Genomic DNA, 19,401 nt, shown 5'->3' with positions numbered 1-19,401 from the left:
TTTAATCTTCTTTCTTAGTATCAAACCGTCGCAGCCGCAATTGAATCTCTTCCACCAATTTGCGATTAGCTGCCATTAAATCAGCAATTAAACCCAACATCCACAACTGAAAGCCGATCAGAATTAAAATCGCAGCTAAGATTAAACTAGGAACTCTAGTTCTGAGAGTACCCTGTAAAACAAAGAAAAATATCCAGCGGATTCCTAATATTACACCCAGACTAAACGGCACACTTCCTAACATTAAGAAAAACCGTAGGGGTTTGTAAATCATGAAAATGCGGAGGATTGTAAACAACGATCTTACCACATAAGAAGGCGTACTTTTTACCAACCGCGAAGGTCTTAAAACCCCATTAGTGCGAATCGGAACCGAAGTAATTGCCATGCCTTTTTGTCCAGCTTGAATAATTGTCTCCAGAGTATAAGTATATTGATTAAACACATTTAACTGCATTGCTGCTTCTCTGCTAAATGCTCGAAACCCGCTGGGAGCATCAGGAATATCCGTCTTACTGGCCAGACGAACCACCCAACTACCTACTTTTTGTAGCAGTTTTTTAGTAGGAGAAAAATGCTCAATTTCGAGAATAGGTCGAGCACCTACAACTATTTCCGCTTGGCCCAACAAAATTGGCCCAATCAACAAAGGAATATCATCAGCACAATATTGATTATCCGCATCAGTATTGACAATAATATCAGCTCCCGCCTTCAAACAAGCATCCAAGCCCGCCATAAAAGCTTTAGCTAAACCTTGGTTACTTGAAAAACGAACAATGCGATCTACACCCCACTCTTTTGCTACTTCAACAGTTCTATCTTGGCTACCATCATCAATAACCAACCATTCAATAATATCAATACCAGGCAAATGACGAGGCAATGCCGCAAGTGTAACACCGAGACTGCCTTCCTCGTTATAACAAGGAATTTGGATAATCAGCTTCTTCATCGTGAGAGTAAAAATTTAGGAAAATCAAGGAAACTTTGAGATTGCGGTTTACCTTTTCTGTTATCATATACTCCTATCTGCACATTTTGAACCAGCGAAACACAAATTACACATCTTAATCGTTAGCGAGGTCAATATCAATGCCTGTTGGAATGGAAGATCAGGGTCGCAAATTTATCACTACAGAGCCGTTAGACAAGAGTACAGAATCGGGCGAACAAATAGTTTGGGATGCAGTACGTAGTGCCTTTGCCGATCGCGCCTGCATTGGTTACTCGCGCTATCCTCTTTTCTCAAAGTTTGGAGAAATTCGTAAAGAACCTGACATTTTGATTGTCGATCGCGAATTAAGTTTAGTAATTATCGAGGTCAAATCTGTTAAGATTGACCAAATTGTTGCCGTTAACGGTCAAGAATGGGAATTTCAAAACTTTTCCACCGCAGAAACTAACCCCTATCAGCAAGCGGAAAATCAACTTTACACCTTATTGGGATATTGCGATAGAGAACCTGCTATTCGCCGGAAAGTCGACGCTAGAGCGATGATAGCACTACCTCTAATTACAGAGGGAGAATGGCAACAAAAAGAATTTGATAAACTTCCCAATTGTCCGCCGATTATCTTCAAAGATCACTTAGGGAAACTTGCCTTAACTGAGCGGATAAAAAGAGCGCCTGTAGTGGTTGAAGGTGAGGAAATTGACGATGAGCAATGGGAATTATTGTTATCAGTTATCAGCGGCGGCCCTATTTTGAGAAAAGCGCCCCGCGTTCTTCAATCTACTAACAGTAAAACTCGTTCTAGTACGATTGCAACATTGCAGGAACGGCTCTACGAATTAGATTTTCAGCAAGAACACATCGGCAAAGAAATTCCCCCTGGTTTTCAGCGAATGCGGGGCATTGCTGGGTCAGGAAAAACTGTGTTATTGTGTCAGAAAGCAGCGCATATTCACTTGAAACATCCTGACTGGGATATTGCCTTAGTATTTTTCACTCGAACTCTTTACGATTTGATGATTGGGTTAGTAGATCGGTGGTTGCGTCGCTTCACAAATGGTGATGTTCAATACGATCCTAAAACTAACAGAAAACTGCGGATTCTTCACGCTTGGGGTGGGAAAAATCAACCGGGACTTTATAGTACAATCTGTGAGTTCAACGGTGTGCGATCGCGGAGTGCGGGAGAAACACCGGAAAGACAGCCTAACCGGGGATTAGCTGAACTTTGTAAGCGCCTATCCGAAGAAATCAAAATTGAGCCCGTTTTTGATGCAATTTTGATAGATGAAGGTCAAGATTTAGTCTCGGACGACGATCTAAAGTTTCAGGATAAACAGGCGATTTATTGGTTAGCTTATCAAGCTTTAAAACCAGCAGATCCAGAAAAGTTAGAGCAGCGGCGCTTAATTTGGGCCTATGATGAAGCTCAAAGTCTGGATAACTTAAAAGTACCAACTACTAAAGAATTGTTTGGCGAAAGTTTAAGCAATTTATTAAGTAAAGGAACCCAATATAGCGGCGGCATTAAAAAATCAGAAGTGATGCGCCGTTGTTATCGCACTCCTGGTACAATTCTAACAGCAGCGCACGCGATCGGGATGGGGTTATTGCGACCGGAGGGAATGTTAACAGGAATTACCCGCGCTGACGATTGGAAAGCTATCGGTTATGAGGTGACGGGTAAGTTTATTGCTGGTCAAAAAATCACCCTACATCGGCCACCTCAAAATTCACCAAATCCTATTGAGCAATTGTGGGGAAAGCCTGTATTAGAGTTTGAAACTTACGGTTCTCGCCAGGAAGAAATGACGGCTTTAGCTGATAAGATTTTGTACAATATCGCCCATGACGATCTCAAGCCTAGTAGGGATATTTTAGTCATCGTTTTGGGTTCTGTTTCTGATGCGATAGAGTTGGAAAGTCAGGTGGCTAGTTTCTTGAGCGATCAAGGGATTGATATTTACATTCCTACTGCTTTGGGTTTGAATGAATTAAACCCTAAATGGCCGAATCATAACCCTGATTTGTTTTGGATGGATGGCGGGGTAACAGTGTCTCGCGTTACTCGCGCTAAGGGGAATGAAGCTGATATGATCTATGTGGTTGGCTTTGATAATATTGCTCGAAATGAGGCTGATGTAAGTCTGCGTAATCAATTATTTGTTGCTTTGACGAGGGCGCGGGGTTGGGCTAATTTGAGTGGGGTTGGTGATTATCCAATGTATGAGGAAATGCGGCGGGTGATTGAGAGTAAAGATACTTTTACCTTTACTTATAAGCGACCTTTGAAACGAGATATTGGGGAGGCGGAAGAAGTTTAATCTCATTAACAATATCCCGGCGATTGAAATCGCGGCTACACAAACAAAGTCCGCCTACGCGGACTTTCAAAAGAGCGATCGCTTCTTTATCCAACAGGACTTACGCACCCAACCAAAGAAACCGGGTTTTTACGAAAATACTTCGTTGTGACCCACAGATTCTCTAAAAAACCCGGTTTCTGGGGCCCATGCGTAAGTCTTATCCAAAAAGAGCGATCGCACCTTTTTCATCCCCTAATTTTCACTCTCGCCTACTGGAAGTAACTGTTGAAAATCCAACACAGAAGGAATTGCGATCGCCGACCTCAGCTCATTTCAGCACGTAAAGCAACTCGTCAAGAGCGAACAGAATATGAAAGTTGAAGCATTAAAAAAGCGACTCGATCGCAATCGTCCCATGACTAGCGTAACAATTCGCATTCCTGAAGATGTCATAGAAGACCTCAAACGGATTGCACCACTGTTAGGCTTTTCAGGATATCAGCCATTGATTCGTGCCTACATTGGTCAAGGATTACGTATAGATTTAGAGCGAGTTGAGAGTGAAACGATCGCAGCCTTGATTTCCAGTTTAAAGCGTCGGGGTGTCAGCGATCAAATCATTGGTGAAGCCTTAAATGAAATCGCTCAGAATTAGGTGACTGGAAAAGATTTTTAGGCATATTTGTTACAGCGATAAATCGCACTTTACCCCAATCTCTGCACATCTTCCACTGAAGATGGCCTTCTATTGGTCTAAAATCTGTTACATTACGATCGTAATTAAGCATTTGGCGAAGAGTTATGCGGTCAATTGAACAACTGACAGAAGAGCTTTTATCTCTGCCTATTGCATCAAGAGCACTTTTGGCAGAAAAACTCGCAGAAAGTTTAGAATTCGATATCGACCCAATAATTCAGGCAGCTTGGACAACTGAGGCTCATAAACGGCGTAACGAGATCCAAAGCGATGCTGTGCAAGCAATTCCGGGGGATGAAGCCTTAGCTCAAGTAAGGCCATTAGTGTTAGACTTTGAAGTAGTATGAAAAAGTTTTTCAAGAGATTGTTTGTGAATAATCAACAGCATCAAGATAAAGTAAATGCGCTTGCACCCGATTCAAATGTTCTGGAGCCAAATGATATCTATACCATTGACGCTCCTGTTAATAACCCGGAACAAGACAAGTTTAAGCGCTGGTCTTTTTCCCAAAGAGTTGCACAAACGATTGCTTCTCGAAACGATCCAAGCAGCCTTGTTATAGGAATTTATGGTCCTTGGGGTGACGGTAAAACAACAGTCCTTAATTTTATTGAAAGGAACCTTAAAGAATCGGATGAAATCATTTGTGTCAAATTTAATCCTTGGCGATTTACTGATGAAGCCAGTTTGATCAAAGGATTTTTTCAAGCCTTGGCAGAAGCAATTGGAAAATCTATAGCTTCTCACTCAGAAGAGGTAGGCAAATGGCTTGACAAGTATTCAAGTGGACTTGGACTTAATGCGTTAACTTTCAATTTTGGTGTTGTTCGAGTTAATCTCGGTCAAGGGATTCAAGCAGTAGGTAAAGGACTTTCATCTGTTGAACTAGAGGAATTGAAAAAGAGAATCGAGTCCCTTCTTAAAAATGAGGGGAAGCGTGTAGTTGTCCTAATGGATGATATAGACAGGCTTGATAAGAACGAGATTCAAGCTGTATTTAAACTTGTGAAATTATCTGCGGATTTTGACTATACAGCCTATGTTTTAGCCTTTGATGAGGAGATGGTAGCTTCTGCTCTCAGTGAAAGGTATGGCTCTGGAGATATTAAGGCGGGAAGAAATTTTTTAGAAAAGATAATTCAGGTTCCGTTAAACTTACCCAAGGCCGATCGAGTAGCTTTGCTTGAATATTGTATGGTAGGAATAGAAGAGGTTCTAAAAGATGCAAATATTCAAATTTCTGAGGAGCAATTTCGATATCACTTCCTTAATCATTTCATTGACGGTTTAGAGATACGGGTTAAAACACCGAGAATGGTAAAACGCTATATAAATGCCCTTGCGTTTTCTTTACCTATATTGAAAGGAGAAGTTAATTATCCCGATTTAATGCTGATTGAGGGAATGAGACTATTCTATCCAGCATTATACGAGGTCGTGAAAAATAATCCTGATATTTTCTCAGTTTCACCGTTTACTTACAATGGTGAAGATTACAAAAAGCGCAGTCTTGAAATTATCAACAAGGGGATTCAGGGTTTAACTACTGATGAAGAAAAATCTGCAAAAAATCTCTTGAAAGCTTTGTTTCCCTGCGTAAACCAGACTCTTGGCAATAGTGATTATGTTTCTAATGGTTGGAGAGGAGAATGGGATATAGATCAAAGAGCCTCTTCTTCTCACTATTTTTCTCGATTTTTCTCCTACTCAATCTCAGATCATGATATTTCCGATCAAGAACTTACGTCCTTTCTATCTCAGATACAGGATAACTCTGTTGAAACGACTATATCGAACATCCATCAAATTGTTGGAGATCAACGAGCCGACCTATTTATCCTGAAGCTAAATAGTAGAATAGAAAAGCTTTCTTCGTCAAGTTCCCAAAATCTTGCTCTTGCAATTTCTCTGAGTGGAGATATTTTCTCAAAGGAGAAGACTTTTTTGAGTAGATATTTGTCTAGTGCTGAGATACTTATCGGCAAACTTGTTGAAAATATTTCGGACGATCAAATAAAAGTCAACGTTGCCAAGCAAATAGTTTTAGATGCAAAGCCTATTTCATTTGCAATTAAGTGCTTTAGATGTCTGGTTCCACTTAAAGAAAGAGAGGAAATAGAACGGCATTTTTCTGTCGATCAAGAGCGTATTATCGGTGAAGCTTTCAGTCAAAGAATTAAAGAAATATCTCAAATATCTCCCCTCTATATTCAATTCCCTGAAGATTTTAGCAGCTTATTATATGTATGGTCTCATTGGGGAGATAAAGAGGAAGTAAAAAAGTATCTTTTAGAAGCCTTAAATCAGAATCCGAAAAGTGTCGTTGAATTTCTGAAATGTTATCTGCCGACACTGTATAGTTTACCAGATTATAGAGCGCGTAAATGGGATTTTGAACGAAATCAATATAATAGCTTAGCTGAATATATAGAGCCTAGTCTCATATATCAGTTACTTCAGAATATCTATGGTTCAAAACTAGATAATCCAGAATACTACGAGTCAGATAATCAGCAGCGATCGTTAGACGAAAAAGTTGTAAGTCAGTTTGCTTTTATTCACCAATTTGTAATCGAAGAGGTTGGCAGCAGTAACAACTAATCCAATTCGTGAAGAGAATATGTTATAATTAGTTATAATGTCTTTTTCATTGTCAAAGTGTGTTAGCTATGACTGAGTTACTTGAACGAGCGATCGCGCGATTGAAAACTTTACCTTCTAATGAGCAAGATGCGATCGCAACGATGATATTAGAAGAACTTGAAGATGAGCGTCGTTGGGATGAGTCGTTTGCACGTTCCCCAAATTTGTTGGCTAAACTTGCAGCCGAGGCAATGACTGAACACATTGCAGGCAAAACACAAGAGTTAGAGCCAGAGCGATCTTTTTAAAACAAATGTATAATTATCGCACCATTTTAAAACGAGTAGGAATTGCACTGATCGCGATTGGCATAGTCGATATCGCGTATACGATCTATTCAATATCACAACATCAGAACCATTCATCCAGCTTTAGTATCTTAGCTGTTGTAGCTGGTGTATCTCTCATCAGAGGTAGCCTGCGTGCCGTTTCTATAGTCACTTGGGTTGCCGCCTTCGGGATTTCTAACTTCATCAGCAACCTATTCATACTAATTCCCTTTTTGAAGCCAGCAGAACTTTGGGAAATTGAATTTCGCCTCGATCCGGTCGGTCTTTCTATGTCATTTTTAGTTAAAATTATATCGATCGCACTTCTCTGGTGGATTTACACACAACTGCGCGATCCCTCTGTAGTATCCGCCAGCCTTAAATCTGGTCATTCTGCCTCAACTCCCAAGCTTGCATTCATTCTTGGAATAGCCCTCGTTGTATTACTTACTGGCATCATGCGCTTCACAGTAGATGGCCCAGCGGGCGCTAAAGCAGTTGAATTAGCCCGCTCAAAATACGGAGATAACTATAAGTATCATGTCCAAGGCATGAGTTGGTCAAATGGGAATGTAAAGGCCAACGTCGCCGCTTACAACGAACAGGAAATCAAGTCTGTTCAAGTAGAATGGAACCAGTGAGTAGTTTAGCAGTCCCAAAAGCGTGTTTGGACGTTACATTTTTTCCCGACAGGTGAAACGCGATCGCCAAGCACATCAACCCCGGCTCGATGACCTTCTATTGGTCTAAAATCTGTTACATTACGATCGTAATTAAGCATTTGGCAACGAGCTATGCAGTCAATTGAACAAATGACAAATCATATTGAGCAATTTCTTGTCACTGCTAACGAAATGCGGGAGATTGAAAAACGCATCTTTGTTGCTGGAATGCCAGTGCCAGCTTTAATGGAAAAAGTGGCTGGACTGATTGCAAAACGGATTCAAGAAATTTTAACGTCAAGAGAAAAAAATATTACCCATTCTTCTTCACCGATGATTGGCGTATTAGTTGGCCCTGGACATAATGGCGGCGATGCTTTAGTTGTAGCCCGCGAGTTACACTTCCAAGGGTATCAGGTAATTATCTATTGCCCTTTTTCTAAACTTAAAGATTTAACAGCTTGTCATTCTCAGTATGTGCGCTCTTTAAATATTCCCTATTTTGAGGATATTGAAAATTTAAAAAAATGCGATGTGCTGATCGATGGCTTGTTTGGGTTTGGTTTAGAACGAGAAATAGTTAACCCAGTTGCGGCTGCTATTGATGAAATTAATAGCTGGAAAAAACCAATTTTTAGTATTGATATTCCATCGGGATTGCACACAGATACCGGAGCAATTTTAGGGACAGCTATTCGTGCTACTAATACCTTTTGTTTGGGTTTGTGGAAGTTGGCATTTTTGCAAGACCAGGCTTTAGAATATATTGGTACAGCAGAATTAATTGATTTTGATATCCAGATCGCAGATATAACTGCTGTACTCGGCGAATCTCCGGCGGTAAAGCGCATTGTGAAAGCATCTGCGATCGCACACCTTCCCCTCCCTCGCCGCCCCGACTCTCACAAGTATACTAACGGCCATTTGCTCATCGTTGCAGGTTCCCGCCGCTACACTGGTGCAGCGATTTTGGCGGCCCTGGGAGCTCGTGCTAGTGGTGTGGGAATGCTCTCCATTGCCGCCCCAGAAAGCCTTAAACTGCTGGTAGCCGCTCAATTGCCGGAAGCACTGGTTATAGGCTGTTCAGAGACGACAGAAGGCGCAATTAGCCAATTGCCACTAGGTTTAGATTTCGGTGCTTACGATGCGATCGCCTGCGGCCCTGGCCTCACATCCGAACCCGCACTTATAGTAAAAAGTATATTAGAAAGCGATCGCCCCCTGATTCTAGACGCTGACGGTTTAAATATCCTCGCCCAATTCGGCACAATTCCCACCTTATCGACACGGAAAGCCCCAACAGTTATCACGCCGCACCCAGGGGAATTTAAGCGTTTATTTCCAGATTTAGCCCATAAAATGGGCGATCGCATAGTAGTAACTCAACAAGCGGCTGAACTCAGCGGTGCTGTAGTATTATTGAAAGGAGCTAGAGTTTGCATCTCTTGGAAAGATGCGATCGGCAAAGTCTCAACCGTAATTAATCCCCAAAGCACTCCCGCCCTAGCCAGAGGAGGTAGCGGCGACGTACTCACAGGTTTGCTAGCAGGGCTTTGGGCTCAAGCAGCCGCTAAGAATGAGCCTGTAGAATCAGTAGTAGAAACAGCAGTTTGGTGGCACGCACAAGCCGGAATAGTTGCAGCAAATGAGCGCACAGAGTTAGGAGTAGACGCTTTTACCTTGACACAATATTTAATTTCGGCCCTCCATAACGATTTCAGCCATTAACAATTAGCCATTAGCCATTAGCAATTAGCAATTAGCCATTAACCATTAGCCATTAACAATTAGCAATTAGCCATTAACCATTAGCCATTAACAATTAGCAATTAGCCATTAGCAATTAGCCATTAACAATTAGCCATTAGCAATTAGCCATTAACAATTAGCCATTAGCCATTAGCCATTAGCCTCCTATCCTACAACTAAAAACTCCCACAATCACTTGTTAATTGTGGGAGTTTTTCCGATTTCATCTTCAACAATTTCTTTCATAATATTCATCATTTCCGGGAGTAACTTTTCATTGAATTGCTGCATAGACTCCGCAAACAGTCGAGGCATAACGTCAATTGTTTTTCTTCCCGTTGAAGTACGGTAGAAAGCTATCAAGTCTTTGAGTTCGCTTTCGCTAAAATATTTAGCATACAGTGAGTAACTAACTTCCTGTACATATTGAGCCAAATTAATTTTCTGAGGCAATACTTCTCGGTATCGACGGATGACGCGCCTCGCCATTTCAATGCTTTGCTGCTGCAAATCATCATTGCTTTGGTTAGATGTAGTTTTCAATGCGTTAGAGATAATAGTTGGTAACTGTTGCTCTAACTGAGCTAACATTGAATCCATGAGTTGGTTGATATTTTTGTCAGCTTCAGTAATAGCTAAAAGCTCTTCAATTAAAACCCGCTTCTCTGGCGATATCGCTTCATTTGCGAACGCACTTCCCACTGGTAATAAGAGGATTAACCCGGAGATACCGAGGGCAATTGTTAATTTCTTAAGCATATTTTTAGAACCTCTGAATTTGGATTGTTTGTGCTAAGTAGTCGGACATAAATAAACGTAATCATGTCATTGCGAGCCAAGCGAAGCAATTCGCTTGCGCTTTGAGATTGCTAAGCCCTAACGGGCAGGCTTCGCCAACGCTGGGCTCGCAATGACATTCTTTATTTTTGTCCAGCTACTTACACTCAGGTCATTAGATATTTTTAGCATATATAGCAACCGCCACGACGGTTAAGACATTTTCAACTAAGCAGCTACGCATCTAAGCTGTTAATCATTAACTACGCTCTCTTCTTTTGGTGAAGATATCTTGTTAGTAGGATCGACCACCAACTTTTGCTGCTTAGCAATTATCAGGTTTTCTTGAATTTCACTTAATACATTTTTTGCATCAGCGCTGAGATAATTAATTTGAGAAAGCGTGTCGTATTTAATACTGTCAATTTCTTGACTGCAAACCTCTGTTTCTTTAGCTAATTTTCCGAGTAATAGCCAAATCCATGCAACTCCGCCTGTAGACAACATCAGCAGAATAATTAACCAAGTATTGAAAATCGGTTTTAGTCTTCTAAAAGTGCGATGTACTTCATCTTGAATTGATTGTTGTAGCGAGGTTTCCAACAAGTTATAGTTAGTATTTTTACTGACTTTTATTTCGTTCAATCCCCGATTTTCTAGGTTGATAATTGTTGACAACTTTGCCAATTTTAAAAAATTATAAATAAACTTGCTCTGGTTATTTGTGGTATTTACTAACAAGATGTAAATTGAAAAATATAATGCAAAAAGGAATTTTAACATAGTATTTTCCTAATTACTAATTGCAACTTAAGCTGTTGTGCATTTAAACTGATTCAATAAATTAAGTTTCTATTATACCTAATTTAAATGCACAACAGCTTACCAGTTAACAGTTAACAGTTAACTATTAACTGTTAACTATTAAGGGATTTTGGTAGAAACTTCAGACAATTTAGTTACCATTTGTGCTACTGCTTTTTGAACGGCAACACTTAAAAGATCGTCCTCATTACTGCCACTGGAAGAACTACCGCTAATACCCCTTACAGAAACACTGCTTTCGCTTTGATCTGCTTCTCCTATGCCTTTAGCAGTAGCCAGGATATCACCAGTAGTAGTGCTAATGAGCCGCGCATCAATCTGGACATTGGCTTTAGTTTTAGAAGAACTGCCGCCTATTCCCATAAAACCACCGCCACCACCTGACTGCTTATCGACGTTAAATCGGGTAATAGTACCGATGAGTACCGCGTCTACACCTAGTTCCTTGCCGATTTCTGCTGCTGTGGCAGCATCAACTGATGCTACGCGGTTTTTCTGTCTGAGAACCTGCTCTAGTTTGCTGCGATCGACTATGGTGTATGTGCCATTATTCACAAGTTCATTAATCAGCATTTCGCTAATGCCTTTAGCTGCTCCTACGCCTCTGTAAGAGCTGTAGTAACTATTACTGGTACCATAGTCAAAGTCCATAACTACGAGGCGCTTTTTCTGGCCTGCTTGAGCTTGTCTCTGTGCAGGTTCGCTGGCGGCAGGTGCGAGTGTAGCTGGTAAGGATGCAGCAGTGAATAGTAGAGCTGCAAGAGAAATTCGCATTAAACGAGTCATCCAGGTGACTTTCATCTATCTTTACTCCTCTGAGGTGAACTTTACTAAATTCCAGAATAATTCACCCGCTAGCCGGATGTCAGGCTAATTTTTATAAAAAATACCCTAAAAACGCCGCGACTTCCGTTGAATTACAAATCATTACGAGATCGCTAATTTTTAGCGATCGCTTAAAACAAAATCTCCATATAGTGATTAATTACTTTACCTCCAATTAGCAATTAGCAATTAGCAATCAGCCATTAGCCATTACTGTTAACAGTTAACAGTTAACCGTTAACAGTTAACTATTACTGCCTTGTCGAGGTTCCTGAACGCGGCTTGGGAATTTCTACCACAGGCTCATTTACAGTTAGCATCAAATCATTAGGATTCACTATATCAACCACAGGCTCATTCAAAGCGAGCATCAAACCGTCAGCAGTCGCAGGTACCGGAGCTCCGGCCAACTGGGGAGTAAATAATTTTTGGTCAGATACCACACCCGACATCATCGCTACAAACATCGCTGCGATCGCACCTCCCGCCCAAACCAGAGTCCGATTCCGCCTGCGGTCAACTTGTTGGAAAACCAGATTTGCCAAATCTTGTGCAGGTTGCTGTACAACCGGTACAGGCATCTCCTGCAAGCCGTGTCGCAAAGAAATCAAGCGATCGTACAAGCCGCGAACCGAGGGATCGGCGGCCAGCCACTCTTCAACTTGGCGGCGTTCAGCAGCCGTCACTTCACCATCAAGGTAAGCACTAAGCAATTCAAACCGATCTCGCATCATGGTATTTATAGCACCCTGCCGCTGATTGTTAGGAGCTGAATTCCCAGCGAGTGAATCCCGTAGGAAGTGCTGTTTGTGATTTTTATCAGACTCAAAGTTAGAATTCATAGCCACACCACCTCATCAGATTTCGGAACTCACACGCTTGTTACTCAGCAAAATATCCTTTAGTTACGATCTTAAAAGAGAAGTTTGGAGTCAAAGGAAAACTTTACCAAAACCTCACACTACCGTCTCAAACACCTAAACTACCGACCATCCAGATACTTTTGCAATTGTTGCTGAAGTCTCTGGCGAGCACGAGCAATTCTTGACTTCACAGTTCCCAGGGAAACACCAGTAATTTCCGCTATTTCCTCATAGGCTAACCCTTCGATTTCCCTAAGAACAATAGTCGTGCGGAATACTTCTGGCAAATCTGCGATCGCTTCGTGTAACTGATCGTAAAATTCCCTAGTTGTCAAATCTTCATCAGGCCCCGGAGAGTCCGCTGCAATTTCCCAATCCATCTCCCCATCTTCTAGGAAGCGGGGAGCATCCAGAGACATTGGGGGACGAACCCGCTTGCGTTTTCGCAACTCATCATAAAACAAGTTTGTGGCAATGCGGCTGAGCCAACCTCGGAATTTAGCAGGCTCTTGCAAGCGCTTAATATTCCGGTAGACTCGAATCCAGACCTCCTGAGCCAAATCTGCCCGATCTTGCCAATCCGGTGCCAAGTGGTATAGAACCCTCTCGACGTGAGACTGATAGCGACGCAGCAGTTCGGAAAAAGCCACGCGATCGGGGCGCAGCCCTTCTTGGCAACGCAAGACCAAATCATAGTTAGAAAGTTTTTCGGCTGGCAATTGCACTTGAGGAACGGTCGCCTCAACCGTAGACCAGGGTACAGAAATAAAATGACTCATGGGCGGAAATTCGCTTGTCACACTTTCCGCTTTTAATGACGCACCCCTGAATGCGTGAGTTCCCTAATTGTCGCAAACCTTGATATCTCGGTTGCAGTTTGCTGTCAACAAGACCTCAACATCTAACAATTAGCTTCGCACGCTCCTATACTAACCCAACTGCTTGAACCGTCACTAGAAAATTCTTTTTTCCAGATCGGGGCATTGTGTTTCAAAGTATCGATCCCGTATTGGCAAGCTGCAAAAGCTTCTGAACGGTGGGGACAGCCAACAGCCACCAATACACTGATTTCGCCAATCTCCAATCGCCCAACGCGGTGGTGAATTACCACCCGATTGACATCTGGCCACTGATGGCGAATCTCGGCTGCGATCTGCTGGAATACTCGGACAGCCATCGGTTCGTAAGCTTGATACTCCAAAGCAACTACAGGTTTACCATCAGTTTGATTGCGTACAGTACCGCTCATCATTACCACAGCTCCATTAGCCGCGTCATCTGCTAAATTATATATTTCTTCCACTGATAACGGAGCAAAAGTGATGGCAAAACTATCTTTGGAATGGCGATCTGAGGAAATAGTGTTTAGGGAAATTGTGACTGTATTCATGGGTTAGCAATGGTGGTGATGCAACTGAGCTTGAATTTATTTTGAGCGATCCTGTATCAATCGCTCAAAATCAGTGCTGATAAAAATCGTAGTTGTCGGTTTTGCAAATTGATCTTGAGGATTTGTAAATTTTATTGGATTTTTATTTGCAAGAAACAAGGTAAGTGTTATGGTGTTGTCTGTCGCTCCTCAGTAAAATTCCCTAAAATTCAAAAAAACAAACAACAAGCAATTTTGCTAATGTGTCCTCTGACCCATAGGCAATTCTTTTGAAATAAGGATTTTTACGTGAGTTTAGCTAGACCAATGTAACGTTAAATCAGGAAATTATGGAAACATTAGCATTTACCCATTCCTACGTTGCCTACGAAAATCTGGACTCGGAGCCTAAGCTAAGATCCCTTGAGGAGTTAGGCCTGAAAATTCCTAGTTCTGCATGGATCGGTCTTGCAGGTCTTGCAGTTGCAGTATCCGTAATGGCCGTACCTGCTGAAGCCCACGCCGCCTATGTCAGCACTAATGGCGGTCGCCTCAATGTCCGCTGTGGCCCTGGAATCGAATATTGCGTAGGGCGTAAACTACACAACGGCACTCATGTCCGCCTAACTGGTCGTTATAAAAATGGTTGGGCTCAAATCAAAGGTGGTGGCTGGGTAGCTTCCCAATGGCTAGGCTACGGTCACGTTTCTTCTTCCTGCGGTGGGTATAAATGTCGCCCCTGCTATAACTAATTGAATTGTCAGAATTAGTTGAACTTTGCTAAGCCCACTCAGTGGGCTTTTTTTGTACAATAACTAGCAATTTGAGTTAATGTTAGTATAGACAAATTTGCACAAAATTTTTGGTTGAGGGTTAATATAATGGTACTCGAAGCCCCATCTATTAAAACACCAAGCGTCACCTGGGAACCCCTACCAGCTAACTTCGTATTACCCGACGATCCGGTGGAAAATATTCAACAACCTTCTCTCGCGGCTGGCCTCACCGATGCACTGGGAGCCGCAGGACATATCCAGTCAGAAATGCTAATTGGCTCGAATTTGGGGCTAGTCGCCACTGTCAATAAAAAGATTGTAGTCAAAGCTCCAGACTGGTTTTATGTGCCTCAAGTACATCCTCTCGCAGCCGGGGTAATTCGCCGTAGTTATACCCCTAATACTGATGGTGCTAATGTCGCGATCGTGATGGAATTTCTCTTCTTTCTTTATTAGGACTTACGCAAAGTACCCGTAACGCCGCCATCTTGGCGGTCAAGTCACCGCCAAGATGGCGGCGTTACGTTAAGTAATACGTAAGTCCTGAATTAATGAAGCTTACCTCCCCCCATCAAATAGAGTAAAGCCATCCGCACAGCAACGCCGCTGGTAACTTGTTGAGAAATCAAACTAAATTGGGCATCATCCATTAAGTCTGAGCTAATTTCCACACCTCGATTAACAGGGCCCGGATGTAAAACTTTAACATGAGGTTTGCAGAGTTTAAGGCGATCGCGCGTAATGCCAAACAACTGATGATATTCCCGCAAACTCGGCAACAAATGCTGACCCATCCGTTCCTTTTGCAGCCGTAGCGCCATCACAAAATCGGCATCTTGCAAAGCAGGTTCAACTTTCCAATGCAAAAATAATTTGCCTTCCCTACCATTCCCACACTCACCAAATAATAATGGTAACAAAGTAGGTGGCCCCGCCAAATGAACTTCCGCTCCCGTTGCAGTTAAACTCCAAATATTAGATCGAGCTACCCGCGAATGCAGAATATCGCCAACAATAGCAATTTTTTTACCAGCTAAAAGTTCTAGACGAGGGCTTTCTGCATCTAAGAGCGAACAGATAGTAAATAAATCTAACAAACCTTGAGAAGGATGTTCGTGCTGACCATCTCCGGCATTTAGTACGCTAACTTTCGCTCCTAAACGATCCATTTCCTGCGCGATCGCCATCGGTACTCCAGCCTGCTCGTGGCGAATTACCATCATATCCGTTCCCATCGCCAAATAAGTCTTCGCCGTATCTAAAATAGTCTCCCCCTTACTCAGAGAAGAACTTCCTGGCGTAAAATTCAACGTATCCGCCGATAAACGCTTCGCCGCCAACTCAAAACTATTACGAGTCCGAGTGGAAGGCTCAAAAAATAAATTAGCCACTACTTGACCTTGTAGCGCCGGCACCTTCTTTGTGCGGCGACCAAGCACTTCTCTAAAACTCGCAGCAGTTTGTAGTACCCCGTCGTATTCATTGGGAGTAAAATCAGCAAGAGAGAGAATGTGGCGACGAGTCCAAACCATAGCCATTTTAGATTTTAGATTTTAGATTTTGGATTAACTACTTTTTCCTGCGGAGCTGTTGAAAACCCCACCGAATCCATGTAAAGAGTTTGGTGGTTTATTTATGAACAGTATCCAACAATACCAGGCGGCCTTTGCCGCCAGCCTGATTATATTTAGCTTAAATAGTTGCACGGCGCTACCCCCTGAGATCGGAGAATCTATCCCCCCCATCCCATCACCCACAGCCACGCCAAAGCCTGAAAGTTTTCCTCCCCAAATCCTGCCAGAATTTGAGGCTCCAGCGGCTCCCGATACTGTGACAGCCAAGATTTATGAAGTAGACAGCCAGTGTCAAGCTTTGATTTCTGAAAATGTCACTCTTCCAGTAGAACACTCCATTGAGGCAGCAGTGGCAAAGGTGCTAGAACAACAGTACACTACCGACTTTGACTTGAGTTATCGGGTAATTCTGGATCGGCATAAAAGTTTAGCTATAATAGATTTACGTATTCCTCCCAACTCCAAACGCCAATTAGCCTCTCTCTCCAACTGCGAACAGTTAGCCTTGTTTGGTGGTCTGCGCCAAACCCTAATCGGGAATCGAGGATGGCAGATTAAACAGGTACGGTTTACAGAGGAGGGTAAAGAAATTTGGCTCTAGTACCCAGTAGTAGGATGGGCGCTGCTGGTATCAACTTAAGCTTAAACCGACCGTCCGGCAGGGTTGAAACCCCCGCCTCACAGCAAAAGTTCTCTCAAAAGGACTAAAAAGTTTAAAAGTTTTCTTCTCAGTTCCATGATTAATTCTTTGAGGTTAGCCTTTAATCTTCAGTCTTACTTATACCTACTTGTCAAAAGTAACGGTAGTACGCTAAAAGATTAGATGGTGACTTCTCAACAAAAATCTACACATCGGCAAAAAGTGAGAGCAGAGAAGTCTTGATTACAGAAGATTTAAAAAATTCAAGAGGTACTATGACCCAGCAGGTTTTACACCCGATGGTCAAATTTCAGCGTCAGGTGCATTCACTTGTGAAATCGAATATCATCAAACCGACAGATAGTCTGTGGAAAATTGCTTTACTGTACGGAGACGATTGGCCGTACTGGAAACAACAACTCCAAGAGTTTGATTTTTCAATGCAAGACCCCGTTAGCGAGTTGCTAGTTGTCGAAGGTTGGGATGAAGACTAAAAAAGTTTTCTAAAGGCAGCCTGTTAGAGCTTCAGCCAGTTTTTTAGCTGTAGGATAGCGATCGCCTGGTTTCGGCTCTGTTGTCCGCGCAATTAAAGTCCGTAATTTCGGCGCGATCGTTGGAACCCTTTCCACGTTGAACCCGAAATCCCGACCTCTCTTACCGTAAAACTTTTGGGGGCTTTCCCCCGTTAGCAAAAAAATTAGTGTTGGGCCAATAGCATACAAATCCGATTGAGTTAGCGGCTGACCCCGGTCTTGTTCCGGGGCGGTGTAGCCCTCAACACCGATGCGAGTACCAGCGGGCGTGCCTATTTCTTTGACAGCACCAAAATCGAGTACCGTGATGCCGTTGTCACGGTGGCGTACCAGCAAATTAGCAGGCTTGATGTCTCGATGAATAATCGGGGGCTGTTGCGAGTGGATGTACTCCAACACCTCGCAGGTTTGAATCATCCACTCGATCCCCTGTTGGGGAGTTACAGGCCCCCGCTGATAAATGCGTTTTTCTAAATCTTGACCGTGAAGCATCTCCATTGCCAAGTATTTCTTTCCCCCTTCCACGAAAAAGTCAAAAAACTGAGGAATACCGGGATGATTTAGTGCTTTAAGGGTGCGGGCCTCCCTTTCAAAAAGTTCTTGAGCTTTGGCGATTTGGGCCATGTCCGCATTCATTTCCTTGAGGACTACCAAAGATGCGGCGGGGGGAACTCCGGGCTGTTGCGATCGCGCCTTATTACTATCCCAGGCTAAAGTTGTAGTCCCCATCCCCCCTTGACCTAAAGTTCGCAATACTTGATATTGGCGAATCGTGCGTTCCACGCTAATTGGTTTACCGCAGTGGATGCAGAATAAAGTTCCCGGCGGGTTGCCAATGTGATGACAAACAGGGAGGAGTTTAGGAGTGGGAATGGGGGATTGGCGATTCGGCAAATTAGCCAATATGTCTGAACTCACCTGGAATTTCAGGATGGGCCCACCTCGCGCTAGCTGGATCAGGGAATCGTTCGAGACTGTACCTTGAGATATCAAGACACCATTAATAAAAGTCCCATTTGTACCCTGATTAACGAGCAACCAAGTGCTGTTAGATGCAGAATTATCAATTTTTCGCAATTCTAGGTGTTGCCGAGATACTAAGGGATCGGGAATAACAACGTGATTTTCTGGGGCTCTGCCAATGCGAATGATTGACTCGCTATCAAAGATCCAGCTTTGCAGAGGAGTCTGTTTTTGGGGGTCTAAGAGAGTGAGAGTCAACACATTTATAGCTAGAGGAAGAAGGGGTTAGGGGCTAGGGACTAGGGACTAGGGGAAGAAGGGAATAGGGGAATAGGGGAAAGGGGCTACGATGCTCCAATGCTCTGATGCTCAGGGAAGAAGGGAATAGCTAATCAAAGTCCACACTTTCTATCAAGAATTATGGTTTAGAAGCCGCTTTTAAAAATCTAGGCAAACCTAGCAAGACTCAGCGGTTTAAGTTTCTTAAGCAATCTTTCCTATCGCTTACGCTTCCTCAATGTCGAGGTTGCCCAGGAAATCCCAGTTAGAGTTAGAATAATAACCGTGTCTATTAGTTATTATTCCAGATTGCTTGATTTTTTTATTAAGTTGATTCCACAGGCTCCAAACGTGCTTACTTGAGTTCACCTCAACAAAGGCGGTTAAGGAGCCTGGTATTTTTTCCGATAATTTCATTCCCCTACGGCCGATAACTAACGCCGCCGATTCATCACTAGCCAATCCATACATCCTGAGATATTTGACCAAGCCAATAATACTAGAATAAGCAGGATTGACCGTTAAAAGCTCGACACCCCTGTTAGAAAGTATTGAGTTTAACAACTTAAAAAACTCAGAATAAGCCCAACTTGATAGCATCCGAGCGTATTTATTGCCACGCTCCCTAAGTTGCTCTTTCTTGGTTGTAAAGTCTAATTCTTCACAGACTATTGGACATTGAAACTTGATAGCTA

21 protein-coding genes and 2 pseudogenes are annotated in these 19,401 nt (G+C 42.7%); 12 read left to right on the top strand and 11 right to left on the bottom strand.

What is annotated here, in order from left to right:
* Window position 1: 1 nt before the first annotated feature.
* Entirely contained in the window at window positions 2-955 is a 954-nt protein-coding gene (locus tag PY364_RS27685; RefSeq protein ID WP_275570916.1) for a glycosyltransferase family 2 protein, read from the bottom strand.
* A 140-nt stretch (window positions 956-1,095) separates the two neighbouring features.
* On the opposite strand from PY364_RS27685, the gene PY364_RS27680 reads away from it, so the two are divergent.
* The 7 genes from PY364_RS27680 (at window position 1,096) to PY364_RS27650 (ending at window position 7,512) form a co-directional block, all read left to right on the top strand.
* The gene (locus tag PY364_RS27680; protein ID WP_275570915.1) at window positions 1,096-3,279 is read left to right on the top strand and encodes an ATP-binding domain-containing protein; all 2,184 of its coding nucleotides are present in this window, start codon (window positions 1,096-1,098) and stop codon (window positions 3,277-3,279) included.
* A gap of 188 nt (window positions 3,280-3,467) precedes the next feature.
* Window positions 3,468-3,605 (top strand): hypothetical protein, encoded by a 138-nt coding sequence (locus PY364_RS27675; protein WP_275570914.1) that lies wholly within the window; start codon window positions 3,468-3,470, stop codon window positions 3,603-3,605.
* A 26-nt stretch (window positions 3,606-3,631) separates the two neighbouring features.
* Entirely contained in the window at window positions 3,632-3,916 is a 285-nt protein-coding gene (locus PY364_RS27670) for a hypothetical protein (protein WP_275570913.1), read from the top strand.
* A gap of 146 nt (window positions 3,917-4,062) precedes the next feature.
* The gene (locus PY364_RS27665) at window positions 4,063-4,305 is read left to right on the top strand and encodes an addiction module protein (protein WP_275570912.1); all 243 of its coding nucleotides are present in this window, start codon (window positions 4,063-4,065) and stop codon (window positions 4,303-4,305) included.
* A 23-nt stretch (window positions 4,306-4,328) separates the two neighbouring features.
* Window positions 4,329-6,560 (top strand): P-loop NTPase fold protein, encoded by a 2,232-nt coding sequence (locus PY364_RS27660; protein WP_275570911.1) that lies wholly within the window; start codon window positions 4,329-4,331, stop codon window positions 6,558-6,560.
* Window positions 6,561-6,628: 68 nt separating this feature from the next.
* Window positions 6,629-6,850 (top strand): hypothetical protein, encoded by a 222-nt coding sequence (locus PY364_RS27655; RefSeq protein WP_275570910.1) that lies wholly within the window; start codon window positions 6,629-6,631, stop codon window positions 6,848-6,850.
* Window positions 6,851-6,855: 5 nt separating this feature from the next.
* Complete coding sequence (locus PY364_RS27650) at window positions 6,856-7,512, top strand: hypothetical protein (protein ID WP_275570909.1); 657 nt, start codon at window positions 6,856-6,858, stop codon at window positions 7,510-7,512.
* A 5-nt stretch (window positions 7,513-7,517) separates the two neighbouring features.
* Here PY364_RS27650 and PY364_RS27645 read toward each other — a convergent pair whose 3' ends face one another.
* Window positions 7,518-7,652 (bottom strand): hypothetical protein, encoded by a 135-nt coding sequence (locus tag PY364_RS27645; RefSeq protein WP_275570908.1) that lies wholly within the window; start codon window positions 7,650-7,652, stop codon window positions 7,518-7,520.
* 31 nt (window positions 7,653-7,683) lie between these two features.
* Here PY364_RS27645 and PY364_RS27640 point away from each other — a divergent pair, with 31 nt between their 5' ends.
* Complete coding sequence (locus PY364_RS27640; protein WP_275570938.1) at window positions 7,684-9,261, top strand: NAD(P)H-hydrate dehydratase; 1,578 nt, start codon at window positions 7,684-7,686, stop codon at window positions 9,259-9,261.
* Window positions 9,262-9,474: 213 nt separating this feature from the next.
* Here PY364_RS27640 and PY364_RS27635 read toward each other — a convergent pair whose 3' ends face one another.
* The 6 genes from PY364_RS27635 to PY364_RS27610 form a co-directional block, all read right to left on the bottom strand.
* A complete protein-coding gene (locus PY364_RS27635) occupies window positions 9,475-10,041 on the bottom strand; it encodes a DUF2059 domain-containing protein (RefSeq protein ID WP_275570907.1) in 567 nt (188 codons plus the stop codon).
* A 270-nt stretch (window positions 10,042-10,311) separates the two neighbouring features.
* Entirely contained in the window at window positions 10,312-10,842 is a 531-nt protein-coding gene (locus PY364_RS27630; RefSeq protein WP_275570906.1) for a hypothetical protein, read from the bottom strand.
* A gap of 141 nt (window positions 10,843-10,983) precedes the next feature.
* Complete coding sequence (locus PY364_RS27625; RefSeq protein ID WP_275570905.1) at window positions 10,984-11,685, bottom strand: CsgG/HfaB family protein; 702 nt, start codon at window positions 11,683-11,685, stop codon at window positions 10,984-10,986.
* Window positions 11,686-11,960: 275 nt separating this feature from the next.
* On the bottom strand, window positions 11,961-12,551 hold the full coding sequence (locus PY364_RS27620) for a zf-HC2 domain-containing protein (protein WP_275570904.1): 591 nt from the start codon (window positions 12,549-12,551) through the stop codon (window positions 11,961-11,963).
* Between the two features lie 140 nt (window positions 12,552-12,691).
* A complete protein-coding gene (locus PY364_RS27615) occupies window positions 12,692-13,351 on the bottom strand; it encodes a sigma-70 family RNA polymerase sigma factor (protein WP_275570903.1) in 660 nt (219 codons plus the stop codon).
* Between the two features lie 122 nt (window positions 13,352-13,473).
* A complete protein-coding gene (locus tag PY364_RS27610) occupies window positions 13,474-13,962 on the bottom strand; it encodes a molybdenum cofactor biosynthesis protein MoaE (RefSeq protein ID WP_275570902.1) in 489 nt (162 codons plus the stop codon).
* Window positions 13,963-14,291: 329 nt separating this feature from the next.
* Here PY364_RS27610 and PY364_RS27605 point away from each other — a divergent pair, with 329 nt between their 5' ends.
* Entirely contained in the window at window positions 14,292-14,693 is a 402-nt protein-coding gene (locus PY364_RS27605) for an SH3 domain-containing protein (protein WP_275570901.1), read from the top strand.
* Window positions 14,694-14,822: 129 nt separating this feature from the next.
* Window positions 14,823-15,158: pseudogene (locus PY364_RS27600) on the top strand (hypothetical protein); the annotation flags it as partial.
* 107 nt (window positions 15,159-15,265) lie between these two features.
* Here the strand turns inward: PY364_RS27600 and PY364_RS27595 are convergent.
* Window positions 15,266-16,255 carry an aspartate carbamoyltransferase catalytic subunit gene (locus tag PY364_RS27595; protein WP_275570900.1) on the bottom strand — a complete coding sequence of 330 codons (990 nt, stop codon included), beginning with the start codon at window positions 16,253-16,255 and terminating at the stop codon, window positions 15,266-15,268.
* 97 nt (window positions 16,256-16,352) lie between these two features.
* Here PY364_RS27595 and PY364_RS27590 point away from each other — a divergent pair, with 97 nt between their 5' ends.
* Window positions 16,353-16,892, top strand: coding sequence for a hypothetical protein (locus tag PY364_RS27590; RefSeq protein WP_275570899.1), 540 nt, complete (start codon window positions 16,353-16,355; stop codon window positions 16,890-16,892).
* A gap of 314 nt (window positions 16,893-17,206) precedes the next feature.
* Window positions 17,207-17,425, top strand: a complete 219-nt coding sequence (locus tag PY364_RS27585) for a DUF4327 family protein (RefSeq protein ID WP_275570898.1) — start codon at window positions 17,207-17,209, stop codon at window positions 17,423-17,425.
* 9 nt (window positions 17,426-17,434) lie between these two features.
* Here the strand turns inward: PY364_RS27585 and PY364_RS27580 are convergent, their stop codons facing one another.
* Both PY364_RS27580 and PY364_RS27575 read right to left on the bottom strand, forming a co-directional pair.
* A complete protein-coding gene (locus PY364_RS27580; RefSeq protein WP_275570897.1) occupies window positions 17,435-18,688 on the bottom strand; it encodes an FHA domain-containing serine/threonine-protein kinase in 1,254 nt (417 codons plus the stop codon).
* Between the two features lie 243 nt (window positions 18,689-18,931).
* Window positions 18,932-19,401 (bottom strand): annotated as a pseudogene (locus PY364_RS27575) (hypothetical protein); the annotation flags it as partial.

The organism is Kamptonema sp. UHCC 0994 (genome assembly GCF_029167235.1).
Taxonomy (GTDB): Bacteria; Cyanobacteriota; Cyanobacteriia; order Cyanobacteriales; family Microcoleaceae; genus Kamptonema.
The sequence above is the reverse complement of the archived record's forward strand: the minus strand, read 5'-3'. Positions and strand labels throughout refer to the sequence as shown.